The following is a 16,344-nucleotide window of genomic DNA, read 5'->3' on the forward strand; positions in this document are numbered from 1 at the left end:
GCCGAGCCCTACGGGGCGAGGGAGCCGGCGCTGCCGAGCTCCTGCTCCGGCTCGCCCGTGAGGTCGCGGTCACGCGTCTCGCGGGTGAGGATCAGGGCGATGAGGGTGAGGACCGCGGCGCCCGTCAGGTAGAGGCCGACGAGAAAGATGTTCCCCTCCGCCGACCACAGGCTGAGCGCGATCGTCGGGGCGAGCGAGGCGCCCAGGATGCTGGCGACGTTGTAGGCGATCGCCGATCCCGTGTATCGCGTGTTCGTGGGGAACAGCTCGGGCAGCAGGGCGCCCATCGGGCCGAAGGTGAGACCCATGAGCGCGAGCCCGGCGATGAGGAACAGGGCGACGACCGCGGGGTCGCGCGCCTCGGCGAACCAGGATTGGAAGGTGAGGCCGAACACCGCGATGAGGATGGTGGTCGCAATCAGCGTGCGACGGCGGCCGTAGCGGTCCGCGAGGATGCCGGCGAGGGGGGTCAGCAGGCCGAAGAACACGACGCCGATGAGCAGCAGCACGAGGAACTCGGGGCGGGTGTAGCCGAGGCCGACCTTGACGCCTTCGCCCGGCTCCGTCGGAGCGGTGCCGTAGGTGAGGGTGAACGTGGTCATGAAGTAGAAGAGCACGTAGGTCGCGAGCATCACGAAGGTGCCGAGGATGAGCGGCCGCCAGCTGTGGCGGAACACCGTCGCGAGCGGCAGCTTCACGCGCTCGCCGCGGTCGACCGACTGCTGGTAGACGGGCGTCTCGACGAGCTTGAGGCGGACGTACAGGCCGACGACGACGAGCACCGCGCTCAGCAGGAACGGCACGCGCCAGCCCCAGGCGGCGAAGGCCTCCGGGTCCATGCTGAGCGAGAGGGCGAGGAACAGGCCGTTCGCCATGATGAAGCCGATGGGAGCGCCCAGCTGCGGGAAGGTGCCGTAGATGGCGCGGCGGTTCTGGGGCGCGTTCTCGATGGCGAGGAGGGCGGCGCCGCTCCACTCGCCGCCGAGGCCGAGGCCCTGGCCGAAGCGGAGGAGCGCGAGGATCGCGGGCGCCCAGAGGCCCCAGGTCTCGAAGGTCGGCAGCAGGCCGATGAGGAACGTCGCGATGCCCATGACGAGCAGGGAGGCGACCAGCGTGACCTTGCGCCCGTGGCGGTCGCCGAAGTGGCCGAAGATCACCGATCCGACGGGGCGCGCGAAGAACGCGAGCGCGAAGGTCGCGAACGAGGACAGCTGGGCGGCCGTCGCGTTCTCGTTCGGGAAGAACAGCGCGGGGAACACGAGCACCGCGGCCGTCGCGTAGATGTAGAAGTCGTAGAACTCGATCGACGTTCCGATGAGGCTCGCGACGATCACCCGTGAGCGGGGATTGACGGGGGTGACTGTTCCGGCGGTCGACGTCATCTTCAGTCCTCGTTCACGTGTACGGCGTCCCGTCCGGCGGAGAGGGACCGAACGAGTTTACGCCTTTCCTGCGAAGAGGCTGACAGGATGGGGGCGTGGGACGTGTCGTCGTGGTCGGTTCGCTCAACGTCGACTCCGTGGTGACCGTCGAGCGCCATCCGCGGCCGGGCGAGACCGTACTGGGCGGCGACCTCCGCACCCTCTTCGGCGGCAAGGGCGCGAACCAGGCCGTGGCAGCGGCGCGCGCGGGCGCCCCGGTCGCGATGATCGGGCGGGTCGGCAGCGACTCGTCCGGCGCCGGCTACCTGGAGCGGCTGGCCGACCTCGGCATCGACGCGTCCGGGGTGACGCGTGACCCCGAACGAGGCACCGGGCACGCGGCGATCGCCGTCGCTGCGGACGGCGAGAACACGATCATCGTGTCGCCGGGCGCGAACGCCGGTGTCGGAGTCGACGACCTCGCGCCGCTCTCCGCCCTCGCTCCCGGCGACGTGCTGCTCGTGCAGCTCGAGCTCCAGCTCGACGTGGTCGCGGAGGCGGTGCGCCGGGCCGCATCCGCGGGCGCGCGAGTCGTCCTCAACGCGGCCCCCTACGCGGATCTGCCCGCCGATGTGCTCGCGCTCGCCGACCCGGTGGTCGTCAACGAGCACGAGGGGGAGCTGCTCGCCGCCGCCGGGCTCGACGCATCCTCGCTGCTGACGACGCTCGGCGGGGAGGGCGCCCGCTGGGGCGACCTCTCAGTCCCCGCCGCCCGCGTGGAGCGGGTCGTGGACACCACGGGAGCCGGTGACGCGTTCTGCGGAGCCCTCGCCGCCGCGCTGGCGGGGGGCGCGTCCCGTGAGGGCGCCCTCCGGGCTGCGGCCGCCGCGGGCGCGGAGGCGGTCGGCTGGCCGGGAGCTCAGCCCGCCTGAGCCGGCTGTTCCCTGTCCCTCAACAGGCATTTCTCCCGCCAACAGGCGGAATCCGGTCGATTCTGCCTGTTGGCGGGATTTGCGCCTGTTGAGGGACGGGGGCGACCGTGAGGAGCGGGACTTCTAGGAGGAGCGGATCTTCCGCACGAGGAGGGCCGCGCGGACGGCGGCCTCCGCCGCCTCGGCGCCCTTGTCCTCCTTCGACCCGGGGAGCCCGGCCCGGTCGAGGCCCTGCTGCTCGTCGTCGAGGGTGAGCACGCCGAAGCCGACCGGCTTGCCGGTCAGCAGTGCCACCTGGGTGAGTCCGCTCGTCGCGGCGTCCGCCACGTAGTCGAAGTGCGGGGTGCCGCCGCGGATGATGACGCCGAGCGCGACCGCCGCATCCGCCCCGCCGTCGAGCGCCGCCTTGCTGAGCAGGGGCAGCTCGAAGCTGCCGGGGGCGTCGATCTCGACGATCGTCGCGCCCATCGTCTCCAGCGCTCGGCGGGCTCCGGCGCGCAGGCCGTCGGCGATCTCCGCGTGCCAGGTGCCGGCGACGATCGCGACCTTCAGGCCGCGCGCGTCGATGTCCTTCAGCGACGCCTGGGGCGCGCCTTTTCCGCTCATTGCTGTCCTTCCAGGGTGGAGAGCGGAGCCAGGATGGCTCCGTCGGCGATGGAGTGGCCCATCCTGTCTCTCTTGGTCTCGAGGTAGCCCTCGTTCTGCGGCGTCACGCCGACGACGAGCGGCACCCGGTCCCGGACGGTGACGCCGTGCTCCTCGAGCTGGCGCACCTTCTCCGGGTTGTTCGTGAGCAGCCGGACCTCGGTGAGACCGAGGTCGGCGAGGATCGCGCTCGCGGCGCCGTAGTCGCGGGCGTCGGCGGGCAGGCCGAGCGCGAGGTTCGCGTCGAGGGTGTCGAGGCCCTCCTCCTGCAGTCGGTAGGCGCGCAGCTTGTTGACGAGGCCGATGCCGCGTCCCTCGTGGCCGCGCAGGTAGACGACGACACCGCCCTCGCGCTGGATCTCCTCGAGCGCGACGTCGAGCTGGGGTCCGCACTCGCACTTCAGGGAGCCGAACGCCTCCCCGGTCAGGCACTCCGAGTGCACGCGGACGAGCGCGCCCGCCTGCGGCGTCCCGGAGACGATGGCGACGTGGTCGGCGCCGGTGAGGCCGTCGCGGTAGGCGCGCATCCGGAAGGGGCCGTGCTCGGTCGGCACGGTGGTCTCCACCTCGAAGCGCACGCGCGGGGAGTCCTCGGCGACGGCAGCCTCGCAGCGGCGCGCCTCGCCCGGATTGGAGCGCAGGTACTCGAGGAGGATCGCGATGGTCGTGACGACCACGCCCTCCCGCTCCCCGAACTTGATGAGCTCGGGCAGGCGCATCATCTCGCCGTCGTCGGCGACGACCTCGCCGATCGCCGCGACCGGCTGCAGGCCGGCGAGCTTCATCAGGTCGACGGCCGCCTCGGTGTGGCCCGGCCGCTCGCGGACGCCGCCGTCGACGGCGCGCAGCGGCAGCACGTGCCCGGGCCGGATCAGCCGGGACGGCGTCGCGGTCGGGTCGGCGAGGGTGCGCAGAGTGTGGGCGCGGTCGGAGGCGCTGATGCCGGTTGACAGCCGGTCGGCGGCGTCGACCGTGACCGTGTAGTTGGTGCCCCGGGCGTCCTCGCTCACCGCGACCATCACCGGCAGCTCGAGGCGGTCGGCGTACTCGGCGGGCATCGGGGCGCAGATGAACCCGGAAGTGTGCCGGATGGTCCAGGCCATCGTCTCCTGGGTGACGAGCTCGGCGGCCAGGATGACGTCGCCCTCGTTCTCGCGGCCCTCGTCGTCCGCCACGAGGACGGGACGACCGGCCCGCAGGGCCTCGAGGACCTGGGGAATGCTCGCGAGACTCATCTCGCGCCTCCTTCTGCTGCGCTCGGTAGGCGGTCGCCGAATGCGACCAGACGGCGGACGTGCCGCGCGAGCACGTCCGTCTCGACGTTGACCACATCGCCCGGCTCGAGGGAGCCGAGCGTGGTGGCGACGAGGGTCTCGGGGATGAGACTCACCTCGAACCAGGACGGCGCATCCCCGGGCTCGCTGACCGCGGAGACGGTGAGCGAGACGCCGGCGACGGTGATCGAGCCCTTGTCCACGACGAGCGGGGCGAGGGCGGGGTCGAGCGCGAAGCGCAGGACGCGCCAGTGCTCCTGGTCGCTGCGGGCGAGGAGCGTCGACGTGCCGTCGACGTGCCCCTGCACGATGTGGCCGCCGAGGCGGTCGCCCACGCGGGCGGCGCGCTCGAGGTTGACCCGCGTGCCGACCGTCACGCCGGCGAGGGCGGACACGGCGAGGGTCTGGCCCATCACGTCGGCGGTGAACCAGTCCGGCCCCTGCTCGACGACGGTGAGGCAGACGCCGCTGACGGCGATCGAGTCGCCGTGGCGAGCGTCGGAGACGGCGAGCGGAGCCCGTACGGTGAGGCGGGCGCTGCCGTCGGGCAGGCCGTCGAAGCCGGTGATCTCCCCGAGCTCCTCGATGATTCCGGTGAACATGTCAGTCCTCCTCGAACTCGCGTCGCGGACGGGCGACGATCCGGACGTCCGCGCCGATCGTGTCGGCGGAGACGAGCTCCATGTGCCGGGCGTCGGCGATGCTGCCGATCCCGAGGTCACCCGTGGCGAGGCGGCCGCCGCCGAGCACGACGGGGGCCAGGTAGACGAGGACCTCGTCGACGAGGCCCGCGCGCAGCAGCGCGCTCTCGAGCGTCGGCCCGCCCTCGACGAACACGTGGCGCACGCCCTCGTCCCAGAGTGCGGCGAGCACGGCGCCGAGGTCCCGTCCGTCGAAGGAGCGGAACCCGCCCGGGTGGCGCCGGACGGCGGCGTCCTCCGGTATCGGGCGCTCGCCGAGCGCCACCGCGATCGGCTGGTGGGGGAGCAGGTCGCCGGCCTCGGTGCGGGCGGTGAGCGCGGGGTCGTCGGCGAGGACCGTGCCGGTGCCGACGAGGATCGCACCCGCCTGGGCGCGGCGCAGGTGCACGTCGGTGCGGGCGTCCGGCCCGGTGATCCACTTGCTGGTGCCGTCGGCGGCGGCGATGCGGCCGTCCAGGCTCGACGCCCACTTGGCCGTGACGAACGGTCGGCCGAGCCGGGATGCGGTGAGCCACACGACGAGCGCGTCCTCGACGAGGCCGCGCAGCACTCCGCCGATCACCTCGACGCCCGCCGCGGCGAGGCGCTCCGCGCCGCCGTCCGCCTGCGGCGACAGGTCGGGCACGGCGTAGACGACGCGGGCGACGCCGGCCGCGATGAGCGCCTCGCTGCAGGGGCCGGTGAGGCCCGTGTGATTGCAGGGCTCGAGCGTCACGACGGCGGTAGCGCCGCGGGCGCCGCCCTCCGGCAGCTTCGACAGCGCGTCGACCTCTGCGTGCGGGGTGCCCGCGCCGCGGTGCCAGCCCTCGGCGAGCACCGAGCCGTCCGGGCCGAGGAGGACGCAGCCGACCTGGGGGTTGCGGGTCCAGGCGGGTCCGCGGAGGCCGAGCTCGAGGGCGCGCGCCATCGCGCGCTCCAGGGGAGCCGTGCCGCTCGCGTCGCTCATTCCGCCTCGTCCGTGATCTGGACTCCGGGGGTGGACGCTGTCGTCGCCGTGGCAGGGCAGCCTCGACGACCCGTGCTTCTCCCATCCAGACTGTGACTGTCGGTTCCGGAATTCCACCGGATCGGCCGGCGCTCGCCCGAAGGCGCTCGCCGGTTCGCGGACTTTGACCGCCGGTTCGGAATTACACCGACCCCGGAGCACGTGTTGCTTGCTTCAGTTATACGGCAACGCGAGGGCCCGTCGAATATTCCCGGGTGCCCGGGCGGGCGCCCCGTCCGCGCTCAGCGGCGCAGGAGCACGTCCGGAACCTCGTCGAGACCCTCGACCCGCACGACGCCGAGAGCCTCCGCCTCCGCCGCCCGGGCGCTATCGAGGGGCTCGTGCCGCCGGTCGAGCCACACGCCGGTCAGGCCGGCCGCGGCGGCTCCCATGGCATCCGTGCGCAGCCGGTCGCCCACGTACGCGGCCTTGCCCGGCGCGACGCCGAGCCGCTCGCAGGCGAGCTCGAAGATGCGCCGGTCGGGCTTCGTGACGCCCACGTCGCCGGAGGCGACGACGACGTCCATGCGGCTGGAGAGGAGCATCGCGTCGAGCTTCGTGGTCTGGAAGTCGAGCTCGCCGTTCGTGATGATCCCGAGCCGCTGGCCGGCCGCGGTGAGCGCGTCGAGGCAGGGGAGCGCGTCGTCGTGCAGCCGCCACGCGTCGCGGTACTCCCGCAGGTACGCGGTCCACCACTCGTCGGCCTCGGCGTCGCTGAGCGGCGGGGCGCCCGACGCCGTCATGAGGTCGGCGGCACGGGCGCGGCGCTGCCCTAGGTAGGTGAGCTCGCCCGCGAGGTACCGGTGGTAGTGGTGCTCCTCGATGTCCCGCCAGCGGGCGCGGATCAGCTCGGGGTCCTCGACGGCGATCCCCGTGGTCCTGAGGTGCGCGACGATCGCGGCCTCGACCGCGGAGCGGTGGGCGAAGAGAGTGTCGTCGAGGTCGAAGAGCACCGCGCGGAGCGTCACGGCAGCAGCCGGACCCGTCGCTCGGTGCGCAGCTCGAAGGGGCCCATGTCAGCGGCGCGGCAGCAGCCCGACCCGGTCGTACACCGCCGCGACCTTGCGGTCCGCGAGCTCGGCGGCGCGCTCCGCCGCGTCCGAGAGCATCCGGTCGAGCTCGGCCGGGTCCGCGAGCAGCTCGAGCGTGCGGGCGCGGATCGGCTCGAACACCGAGACGACGGCGTCCGCGACGTCCTTCTTCAGGTCGCCGTATCCGCGTCCCGCGTACTGGTCCTGGAGAGCGGGGATCGGCGTGCCGGTGAAGGCGGACAGCATGGTCAGCAGGTTGGAGACGCCCGGCTTGTTCTCGCGGTCGTAGACGATCTCGCGGCCGGTGTCGGTGACCGCGGACCGGATCTTCTTCGCGGTGCGGTTGGGCTCGTCGAGGAGACGCACCAGGCCGGCGTCGCTCTCCGTCGACTTGCTCATCTTGGCGGTCGGGTTCTGCAGGTCGTAGATGCGGGCGCCGGCCTCCAGCGTGAGCGTCTCGGGGATCCGGAACGTCTCGCCGAATCGGGAGTTGAACCGCTGCGCGAGGTCGCGCGTGAGCTCGACGTGCTGCCGCTGGTCGTCGCCGACCGGGACCACCGCGGTGTCGTAGAGCAGGATGTCGGCCGCCATCAGCACGGGGTAGGTGAACAGGCCGACGGATGCGGCCTCTGTTCCCTGCTTGGCGGCCTTGTCCTTGAACTGCGTCATGCGGCTGGCCTCGCCGAAGCCCGCGATGGTGTTGAGGATCCACGCGAGCTCGGTGTGCGCCGGCACGTGAGACTGCACGAAGAGCACCGACTTCTCCGGGTCGATGCCGGCCGCGATGTACTGGGCCGCCGTGCGCCGCGTCCGGTCGCGCAGCTCGGCCGGGTCCTGCGGCACCGTGAGCGCGTGCAGGTCGACGACGCAGAAGATCGCGTCGTGCGTGTTCTGCAGCTCGCGCCACTGCAGCAGGGCGCCGACGTAGTTGCCGGCGTGCAGGGAGTCGCCGCTCGGCTGCATGCCGGAGAAGAGCCGGGGCTTGCCGGCCGTGCTGTGGGTGGCGTTGTCCTGAGGAAGGGCGGGGGAGTCGCTCATGTCGTCCTGGTCAGATGGCGTAGTCGACGACCACGGGGGTGTGGTCGGAGAAGCGGGTGTCGTAGCTGGGGGCCCGGTCGACCGTGCAGTCGGTGACGGTGTCGGCGAGGGCCTTCGTGGCGAGGTGGTAGTCGATCCGCCAGCCGGAGTCGTTGTCGAACGCCTTGCCGCGCCACGACCACCACGTGTACGGGCCGGGCACGTCACCCGCCGCCTTGCGGCCGACGTCCACCCAACCGAGGCCGGCTCCGTCGTTGTAGCCGTCCGCATCCTCGGCGCCCACGATGCGGTCGAAGTAGGCCCGCTCCTCCGGCAGGAAGCCGGCGCGCTTCACGTTGCCCTTCCAGTTCTTGATGTCGAGGGTGCGGTGCCCGACGTTGAGGTCGCCGACGACGAGCGCGAGCTCGCTGTGCGCCTTCAGCTCGGGGAGGCGCGCCTCCATCGCGTCGAGGAACTTGAACTTCTCGACTTGCTTGTCGGTCTCCGCCTCGCCGGAGTGCACGTAGGCGCTGACGACGGTGACGATCGTGCCGCCGTACTCGTAGTCCGCCTCGAGCCAGCGGCCGGCGGTGTCGAACTCGTCCTCGCCGATCGCGACGCGGTGGATGTGCGCCCTGTCGCGGCTCGCGATCGCGACGCCGGCGCGGCCCTTCGCGCTCGCGGCGTCGTGCAGGATGCTCCACTCGGGGCCGAGCAGCTCCTCGATGTCCTCCGTGGACGCGCGCACTTCCTGCATCGCGAGGACGTCGACGCCGCGGCCCTCGAGCCAGTCGCCCATGCCGCGCCGGAATGCGGCGCGGATCCCGTTCACGTTCACGGTGGCGACGCGGAGGGGCTTGTGGCGAGCGGGCATCGCTCAATTCTAGGGAGCGCCACCGACACGCTCTTCGACGCCGGCTGTGCACCTGCACTCGGCAGGACTTCCTGCACTGAGCAGGACATCCGGCCCGGAAAGGTCCTGCTGGCTGCAGAACGTCCTGCTGACTGCAGGCGCGGCGACTGCTAGTGGGCGCCCTCGTCCTCGCGCGCGAACTCCTCGGTCGTGGGCACCGCCGCCCGTCGCCGCGCCTCGGCGCGCACGTCGCGCTTGATGCGCCGGCGGAGCGCGAGCCGGCGGAGGCCGCGGGCGTTGCGGTACTCCTCCTCGGCCTGCCGGTGGTTGGCGTCGGCGACGAGGCGGCGGGCCTCCTCGAGCTTGAGGGCGTCCTCCACCTCCGTCTCCTCCTTGCTGAGGCTGCGGGGCTCGATGCCGGCGTCCTGCATCCCGACGTCGATCCAGGACGCGGCGATCAGCAGCACCTGGCAGAAGAAGTTGAAGAAGATGAGGAGACCGATGATCACCGCGAAGCCGGCGAGGAGCGGGTTGTTGCCGACGCCGCCGATGAGGCCCTGCGCGAAGGCCGCCTTGAGGACGCCGATGCCGACCGCGCCGATGGCGGCGCCCACCGCGAGCCGCTTGAGGGGGATCGGGACTGCGGACAGGATGCGGTACGCGGCGGCCACCGTGATGAAGTCGACGAGGAAGACGAGGACGTAGCCGATCACCGTGCTGACGACGACGGCGAACAGCGACTGCTCGTCGATGCCGAGGAAGGTCAGCGTTGCCCGCACGGCTCCGTTGGTGATGAAGGTGAGGCCCGCGGAGACGAGGATGAGGACGCCGAAGCCGAGGGCGAGCCCCAGGTCGCGCAGCTTCTGCAGCACGATCATGGTGGTGTCGGGCGGCAGCGCGAAGATGCGGCGGACGGCGTCGCGCATCGAGGCGAGGAAGCCGAGCGCGGTGAGCAGCAGTCCGACGAGGGCGATGGCGCCCGTCCAGCTGAGCGTGTCGGCGGAGAGCAGGTCGTCGGGGTCGACGGCGCCCTCGCCGTTCTCGCCGAGCAGGCCGGGGACGGTCGTGTTGATGCCGCTGATGAGCCCGTCACGGAGGACGGGGTTGCCGGCGATGATGAAGCCCGCGATCGAGAAGGTCACCCAGAGCGCGGCGAAGGTCGCGAAGACGGCGTTGTAGCTCATCCCGGCGGCGAGCAGAGGTCCGCCGTCCTCGTTGTAGTGCTGCAGCACCCGCATGGGGCGCGAGGCGGTTATCCGCTGGATGAGCCCCGCGAACCCGGTCTTCTGCTCTTCGGGGGTGGGCTTGGCGCTGGGCGCGGTCGCGACGGTCTCCCCGTCCCGCACGGCCAGCGTGTCGGCGTCCTTCGCCATGCCGGAAGCCTATGGCCGGGCCCCGGTGCCCTGCCGACTGCCGCCCCGCGGTTGCCCCGCCGCCCGCCTCCCTGCTACGGCGCCGCCTCAGCAGGACTTTCTGCAAACAGCAGGACTTCTGGGCCCGGAATGTCCTGCTCAGTGCAGAAAGTCCTGCCGAGTGGTGCGAGCTGGGGCGTGCTGCGAAAGGGTCGAGAGGACGGTCGCCTCGACGGTGGGCCAGTCGTAGACGACGCTGCCGTAGTCGAACTGGAGGGTGAGCTTGCCGTCGCGGTACAGACTGCTGATGCGCCGCCGGTCCTTCGAGAACGAGGCCGCCTGCGCATGGAACTCCCGGCCATCGAGCTCGACCACCAGCCAGTCGTCGATGAGGAGATCGACCCGGCCGATGCCCGGCAGGACGACCTGCGGCTCAGCGCGCACTCCGCGAAGGGCGAGACGGTAGCGCGCGATGGATTCGATGCCCGACTCGCTGCGTGCATCGAGAAGGTGGGAGAGCGCGGCCGCGTGAGCCGAGGTGGACGCCAGCACCGAGCGGAGGCGGTTCTCCGAGATGATCCGCCGCTGCATCAGCGAATCCAGGACGGCCACGGCGAACCAGGACGGCTGGCAGGACACGAGGTGACGCACGCTCGCCTCGGGAGGACTGGCCGCGAATCGGGACCCGATCGCGTGACCACCACCGTGCCAGTGCACCGTGACCTCGTCCGATTCCGCCGTCGCGAGCCGTCGGCCGGACGCGGACGGTGACATCGCGACGTGCAGCCGAGGATCCGGCGGTCGCCACGCTCCGGTTGCGGCCAGAGCCGTGACGCATCCCGCCCGCCCACCGAGCTGCATTGCACGCACCACATCCGGGTTGGCGCCGACAGCCGCGTACCAGCCGCGCACGACCGGACGGAGGCGTCCTTCTCGAACGGCCGTCTCGACTCCATGTCGAGTGACCCCCTGCGCTCGGAGGTCCGCTGCGCTGAACACGCCGAAGGCTGACATGGCGACGAGTGTCGGCATCGCAGTGCTTCTGAGGAGCACCGGCGGCTCGACCGTGGGGAGCGCCACCTCACCCGCCGCTGTGGAGGGCCGCGGTCAGCAGGATTTTCTGCAACTAGCAGGACAAATCAGGCCGAGAAGTCCTGCTGAATGCAGAAAGTCCTGCTGACGGCGGGGGCCCCTACGGCTTGCCGACGAGGATGGCCTGCTTGACTTCCTTGATCGCCTTCGTGATCTCGATGCCGCGGGGGCAGGCCTCCGAGCAGTTGAAGGTCGTGCGGCAGCGCCACACGCCCTCCTTGTCGTTGAGGATGTCGAGGCGCACCTGAGCGGACTCGTCGCGGTCGTCGAAGATGAACCGGTGCGCGTTCACGATCGCGGCCGGTCCGAAGTACTGGCCGTCGGTCCAGAACACGGGGCAGGACGAGGTGCAAGCCGCGCAGAGGATGCACTTCGTGGTGTCGTCGAAGCGCTCGCGAGCGACCGGGCTCTGGGTGCGCTCGCGGCCCCCCGGCGGCGTGCTGTTCGCGATGAGGAACGGCTGCACCTGGCGGTAGGCCTCGAAGAAGGGCTCCATGTCGACGACGAGGTCCTTCTCGAGCGGCAGGCCCTTCAGCGCCTCGACGTAGATCGGCTTCGACGGGTCGAGGTCCTTGATCAGCGTCTTGCACGCGAGGCGGTTGCGGCCGTTGATGCGCATCGCATCCGAGCCGCAGATGCCGTGCGCGCAGGAGCGGCGGAAGGTCAGCGACCCGTCCTGCTCCCACTTGATCTTGTGCAGCGCGTCGAGGATGCGGTCCGTCGGCAGGACGCGGACGTCGAAGTCCTGCCAGCGCGGCTCGTCATCCGTCTCCGGGATGTAGCGGCGGATGATCAGCGTGACGACGAAGGAGCCGGGAGGCGCGTCCTCGACCGCGGTGGTCTCGGTGGTGCGCTCGGGGATCCGCGTCTGCGCGGCTTCGATCGTGACGGTCGACATCAGTGCTTCCGATCCGTGTCGAGGAGGGAGGGCAGCATCTAGTACTTCCGCTCCATCGGCTGGTAGTTGGTGATCACGACGGGCTTCCAGTCGAGCTCGATGTGGTCGTCGGCGTGCGAGCTGTGCGGGTCGCCGGTGAGGTACGCCATCGTGTGCTTCATGTACTCGGAGTCGTCCCGCTTCGGGAAGTCGTCGCGCATGTGGCCGCCGCGGCTCTCCTTGCGGTTGCGCGCCGAGTAGACGACGACCTCGGCGAGGTCGAGGAGGAAGCCGAGCTCGATGGCCTCGAGCAGGTCGGTGTTGAACCGCTTGCCCTTGTCCTGGACGGCGATGTGCTTGTAGCGCTCGCGCAGCTCGACGATCTTCTCCATCATCTCGCCGAGCGACTCCTCGGTGCGGAACACCTGGGCCTTGCGGTCCATCTCGTCCTGCAGCTCCTTGCGGATCGCGGCGATCCGCTCGGTGCCGGTCGACGCCTGCAGCTGCTCGATCAGCTCGCGGATGCCGCGGGCCGGGTCGTGGGGGAGCGGGACGAACTCGGCGTCACGCACGTACTCGACCGCGTTGTTGCCGGCGCGCTTGCCGAAGACGTTGATGTCGAGCAGCGAGTTGGTGCCGAGGCGGTTGGAGCCGTGCACGGACACGCACGCGCACTCGCCGGCCGCGTACAGGCCGGGAACGACGGTGTCGTTGTCGGCGAGGACCTCGGCCTTCACGTTGGTCGGGATGCCGCCCATCGCGTAGTGCGCGGTCGGCATGACCGGGACCGGCTCGACGACGGGATCGACGCCGAGGTAGGTGCGCGCGAACTCGGTGATGTCGGGGAGCTTCGTCTCGAGCACCTCGGCACCGAGGTGGGTGCAGTCGAGGAGCACGTAGTCCTTCAGCGGACCGGCGCCCCGGCCCTCCGCGACCTCCTGGACCATGCACCGGGACACGATGTCGCGTGGCGCGAGGTCCTTGATGGTCGGGGCGTAGCGCTCCATGAACCGCTCGCCGTCCACGTTGCGCAGGATGGCGCCCTCGCCTCGGGCGCCCTCGGTGAGGAGGATGCCGAGCCCGGCGAGTCCGGTCGGGTGGAACTGGAAGAACTCCATGTCCTCGAGCGGCAGGCCCTTGCGCCACACGATGCCCACACCGTCACCGGTGAGGGTGTGCGCGTTCGAGGTGGTCTTGTAGATCTTGCCGAAGCCGCCGGTCGCGAAGATGACGGCCTTCGCGTGGAAGACGTGCAGCTCGCCGGTCGCCAGCTCGTAGGCGACGACGCCGGCGGGACGCCGCTCCTTCTTCTTGCCCTTGCCGACCTCGGTCATGATGAGGTCGAGCACGTAGAACTCGTTGAAGAAGTTGATGCCGTGCTTGACGCAGTTCTGGTACAGCGTCTGCAGGATCATGTGGCCGGTGCGGTCGGCGGCGTAGCAGGCCCGGCGGACCGGGCTCTTGCCGTGCTCGGCGGTGTGCCCGCCGAAGCGGCGCTGGTCGATCTTGCCGTCGGGCGTGCGGTTGAACGGCAGGCCCATGTTCTCGAGGTCGATGACCGCGTCGATGGCCTCCTTGGCGAGGATCTCCGCAGCGTCCTGGTCGACGAGGTAGTCGCCGCCCTTGACGGTGTCGAAGGTGTGCCACTCCCAGCTGTCCTCCTCGACGTTCGCGAGGGCGGCCGCCATACCGCCCTGCGCCGCGCCGGTGTGGGAGCGGGTCGGGTACAGCTTCGAGATGACCGCGGTCTTCGCCTTCGGTCCCGCCTCGATGGCGGCGCGCATTCCGGCGCCGCCGGCGCCCACGATCACGATGTCGAACTGGTGGTAGTGCACGCCGTCGTAGACGGGCCCCTGGCCTTCCGGCGTGTAGGAGAACCGGTTCTCCGGGTCCCGGAGGTGCCCCTTCTCCGGATTGGTGCGGTCGTGCATGATCCGGCTGACGAGGCCGGGCTGGTCCCCGACGCTCACGAGGCCGCCGGGCAGAAGCTCGGCAGGAGCTCCGGGTTGCTGGACACAGGGCAGGGGTCGAACGTGAAGATCACAAGGGTCCCGAGGATGAGGAGGACGACGGTCGCTCCGAGCAGCGCGCTCTTCATGATGAAGTGCGGGCTGAGGAGCTTCTTGAGACCGGTCCCGATGGGCGAGATGGAGTAGTCGTTGATGAGCGTGCGCATGCCGTTGGCGCCATGGATCAGCGAGAGCCACAGCAGCACGAGGTCGTACCACTGCCAGAAGGGGGAGGCCCACTTCCCGGCGACGAACGCGAAGTCGAGGGCGGAGACGCCGTCACCCGCGTACAGGTTGACGTAGAGGTGGCCGAAGATCATGACGACGAGCACGAGGCCCGAGGCGCGCATGTAGACCCAGCCCCACTTCTCCCAGTTCTTGCCGGCACCGCGGCGGACGACCGGGCTGTCCTTGGTGCGCGGTTCGTTCAGCGTGACGGCCATCACTGGGCTCCGAAGACGTGCATGAGGTGGCGGGGCGCGAAGCCGAGCATCAGGACGATCCAGAGCGCGATCACGATCCAGAACATGAGGCGGTGGTTGCGCGTCCCGACCGACCAGAAGTCGATGAGGATGATCCGCAGCCCGTTCAGCCCGTGGAATCCGATGGCGGCGACGAGCGCGAGCTCGCCGAGGCCCATGATCGGGTTCTTGTAGGTGTTGATCACCGCGTTGTACGCCTCGGGGCTGACCCGGACGAGCGCGGTGTCGAGGATGTGCACGAGGAGGAAGAAGAAGATCCCCACTCCGGTGATGCGGTGCAGGACCCACGACCACATTCCCTCGCGACCGCGGTACACCGTTCCCGCCGGCCTCTTCGGCAGCGAGATGCGGCCGTTCAGCAAGCTGGTGGGCCGGAGGGTGCGGGACTTCGAGGGTGTGGGCGTAGGAAGCTGCGTGCTCTTGAGCGACACGACGGTTTCCCACCTTCCCGGGGCTGGGCTCGGATGCGAATCTCATCCTACGCCGCGGCAGGAGGCCTCCCGGCCGGTTCCGCCGGGGGCGAAGCGGGAGTCGGCCCTAGTCTTTGGGCGTGAGTGAGAACGGAATCGGCTGGCACGGCAGGGGCACGGAACCGGAGGCGGTGGACCGCTTCTACAGCGTGATCCCGGCGGGCGGCATCGGCTCCCGGCTGTGGCCGCTGTCGCGGGCGGCGGCGCCGAAGTTCCTGCATGACCTGACCGGGTCGGGGCAGACGCTGCTGCGGGACACCTGGAACCGGCTCGCCCCGATCTCGGGTCCGCAGCGGATCATGGTGGTCACCGGACGCGCGCACCGCGCGGCGGTGGAGGAGCAGCTGCCCGAGCTGCGCGACGAGAACGTCGTGCTCGAGAGCGAGGGCAAGGACTCGTCCGCGGCGATCGGCCTGGCGGCCGCGATCCTCGAGCACCGCGAGCCGGGCGTGATCATCGGCTCCTTCGCGGCCGATCACGTCATCCAGGACAACCGCCGCTTCCGCCAGTCGGTGGTCGAGGCGATCGCCGTGGCCGACGCGGGCTACATCGCGACGATCGGCATCCAGCCGACGGAGCCCGCGATCGGGTTCGGCTACATCAAGGCGGGCGCGCCGATCGACATCCCCGGCGCCCCGACCGCGCTCGCGGCGGAGGGCTTCGTGGAGAAGCCGAGCCTGTCGACGGCCCGCAAGTACCTCTCCTCGGGCAACTACCTCTGGAACGCGGGCATGTTCATCTCCCGGGCCGACCGGCTGCTCGAGCAGCTGGGCAAGACGCAGCCCGAGCTGCTCGCGGGCCTGCTCGAGCTCGCGGAGGCGTGGGACACGCCCCGCCGCGGCGCGGTCGTCGACCAGGTTTGGCCCACCCTCACGAAGATCGCGATCGACTACTCGGTCGCCGAGCCGGCGGCGAAGGAGGGGGTGCTCGCGGTCGTGCCCGGCGACTTCCCGTGGGACGACGTCGGCGACTTCGGCTCTCTCGCGAAGCTCCAGTCCGGCGGACGCAAGTCGGATCTCGCGATCCTCGGCGAGAACGCCCGCGTGCTCGCGGACTCGTCGAGCGGCATCGTCGTCAGCGAGACCGGCAGGCTGATCAGCATCATCGGCGTCGACAACATCGTCGTCGTCGACACCCCGGACGCTCTCCTCGTGACCACGAGCGAGCACGCCCAGCGCGTGAAGGCGGTCGTCGACGCCCTCAAGCTGTCGGGCCGCACCGAGGTCCTCTGACCGTGGGATCGCCCTCCCCGAGGACCTGAGC

The 16,344-nt window shown here is 70.8% G+C and carries 16 protein-coding genes and 1 riboswitch; of the genes, 2 read left to right on the forward strand and 14 right to left on the reverse strand.

Translation table 11 applies throughout. From position 1 onward, the window contains the following. Window positions 1–8: 8 nt before the first annotated feature. Window positions 9–1,382: an MFS transporter gene (locus J3P36_RS14470; RefSeq protein WP_210508950.1), complete on the reverse strand. Its 1,374-nt coding sequence runs from the start codon at window positions 1,380–1,382 to the stop codon at window positions 9–11. A gap of 95 nt (window positions 1,383–1,477) precedes the next feature. Here J3P36_RS14470 and J3P36_RS14475 point away from each other — a divergent pair, with 95 nt between their 5' ends. Next, window positions 1,478–2,293, forward strand: coding sequence for a PfkB family carbohydrate kinase (locus J3P36_RS14475; protein WP_210508951.1), 816 nt, complete (start codon window positions 1,478–1,480; stop codon window positions 2,291–2,293). A 123-nt stretch (window positions 2,294–2,416) separates the two neighbouring features. On the opposite strand, the gene ribH is transcribed toward J3P36_RS14475, so the two are convergent. The 13 genes from ribH to sdhC all read right to left on the reverse strand — a co-directional run bounded on the left by ribH (window position 2,417) and on the right by sdhC (window position 14,952). Continuing rightward, the gene (gene ribH / locus J3P36_RS14480; protein ID WP_210508952.1) at window positions 2,417–2,899 is read right to left on the reverse strand and encodes a 6,7-dimethyl-8-ribityllumazine synthase; all 483 of its coding nucleotides are present in this window, start codon (window positions 2,897–2,899) and stop codon (window positions 2,417–2,419) included. Continuing rightward, entirely contained in the window at window positions 2,896–4,173 is a 1,278-nt protein-coding gene (gene ribA / locus J3P36_RS14485; protein ID WP_210508953.1) for a GTP cyclohydrolase II, read from the reverse strand. Before ribA ends, ribH begins: the two co-directional genes overlap by 4 nt. Further along, window positions 4,170–4,814: a riboflavin synthase gene (locus tag J3P36_RS14490; protein WP_210508954.1), complete on the reverse strand. Its 645-nt coding sequence runs from the start codon at window positions 4,812–4,814 to the stop codon at window positions 4,170–4,172. Before J3P36_RS14490 ends, ribA begins: the two co-directional genes overlap by 4 nt. A 1-nt stretch (window position 4,815) precedes the next feature. Continuing rightward, the gene (gene ribD / locus J3P36_RS14495; protein WP_246854826.1) at window positions 4,816–5,859 is read right to left on the reverse strand and encodes a bifunctional diaminohydroxyphosphoribosylaminopyrimidine deaminase/5-amino-6-(5-phosphoribosylamino)uracil reductase RibD; all 1,044 of its coding nucleotides are present in this window, start codon (window positions 5,857–5,859) and stop codon (window positions 4,816–4,818) included. 69 nt (window positions 5,860–5,928) lie between these two features. Continuing rightward, window positions 5,929–6,063: riboswitch (FMN riboswitch) on the reverse strand. Window positions 6,064–6,140: 77 nt separating this feature from the next. After that, on the reverse strand, window positions 6,141–6,866 hold the full coding sequence (locus J3P36_RS14500) for an HAD family hydrolase (RefSeq protein WP_210508955.1): 726 nt from the start codon (window positions 6,864–6,866) through the stop codon (window positions 6,141–6,143). Between the two features lie 48 nt (window positions 6,867–6,914). Then, window positions 6,915–7,967, reverse strand: a complete 1,053-nt coding sequence (gene trpS, locus J3P36_RS14505; RefSeq protein ID WP_210508956.1) for a tryptophan--tRNA ligase — start codon at window positions 7,965–7,967, stop codon at window positions 6,915–6,917. A 10-nt stretch (window positions 7,968–7,977) separates the two neighbouring features. Beyond that, window positions 7,978–8,820 carry an exodeoxyribonuclease III gene (locus J3P36_RS14510; protein ID WP_210508957.1) on the reverse strand — a complete coding sequence of 281 codons (843 nt, stop codon included), beginning with the start codon at window positions 8,818–8,820 and terminating at the stop codon, window positions 7,978–7,980. 149 nt (window positions 8,821–8,969) lie between these two features. Then, window positions 8,970–10,172, reverse strand: a complete 1,203-nt coding sequence (locus J3P36_RS14515) for a YihY/virulence factor BrkB family protein (protein ID WP_210508958.1) — start codon at window positions 10,170–10,172, stop codon at window positions 8,970–8,972. A 138-nt stretch (window positions 10,173–10,310) separates the two neighbouring features. After that, window positions 10,311–10,925, reverse strand: a complete 615-nt coding sequence (locus tag J3P36_RS14520; protein WP_210508959.1) for a hypothetical protein — start codon at window positions 10,923–10,925, stop codon at window positions 10,311–10,313. Between the two features lie 418 nt (window positions 10,926–11,343). Then, the gene (locus tag J3P36_RS14525) at window positions 11,344–12,141 is read right to left on the reverse strand and encodes a succinate dehydrogenase iron-sulfur subunit (protein WP_210508960.1); all 798 of its coding nucleotides are present in this window, start codon (window positions 12,139–12,141) and stop codon (window positions 11,344–11,346) included. 38 nt (window positions 12,142–12,179) lie between these two features. After that, window positions 12,180–14,090 (reverse strand): succinate dehydrogenase flavoprotein subunit, encoded by a 1,911-nt coding sequence (gene sdhA / locus J3P36_RS14530; protein ID WP_307807116.1) that lies wholly within the window; start codon window positions 14,088–14,090, stop codon window positions 12,180–12,182. Continuing rightward, a complete protein-coding gene (locus J3P36_RS14535; RefSeq protein ID WP_210508961.1) occupies window positions 14,087–14,572 on the reverse strand; it encodes a succinate dehydrogenase hydrophobic membrane anchor subunit in 486 nt (161 codons plus the stop codon). Before J3P36_RS14535 ends, sdhA begins: the two co-directional genes overlap by 4 nt. After that, on the reverse strand, window positions 14,572–14,952 hold the full coding sequence (gene sdhC, locus J3P36_RS14540; RefSeq protein ID WP_210509063.1) for a succinate dehydrogenase, cytochrome b556 subunit: 381 nt from the start codon (window positions 14,950–14,952) through the stop codon (window positions 14,572–14,574). Before sdhC ends, J3P36_RS14535 begins: the two co-directional genes overlap by 1 nt. A 209-nt stretch (window positions 14,953–15,161) precedes the next feature. Between sdhC and J3P36_RS14545 the strand changes: the two genes are divergently transcribed. Beyond that, complete coding sequence (locus J3P36_RS14545) at window positions 15,162–16,313, forward strand: mannose-1-phosphate guanylyltransferase (protein WP_307807117.1); 1,152 nt, start codon at window positions 15,162–15,164, stop codon at window positions 16,311–16,313. The last annotated feature ends 31 nt before the right edge of the window (window positions 16,314–16,344 follow it).

It is taken from the genome of Naasia sp. SYSU D00057 (assembly GCF_017916505.1).
Classification (GTDB): domain Bacteria; phylum Actinomycetota; class Actinomycetes; order Actinomycetales; family Microbacteriaceae; genus Naasia.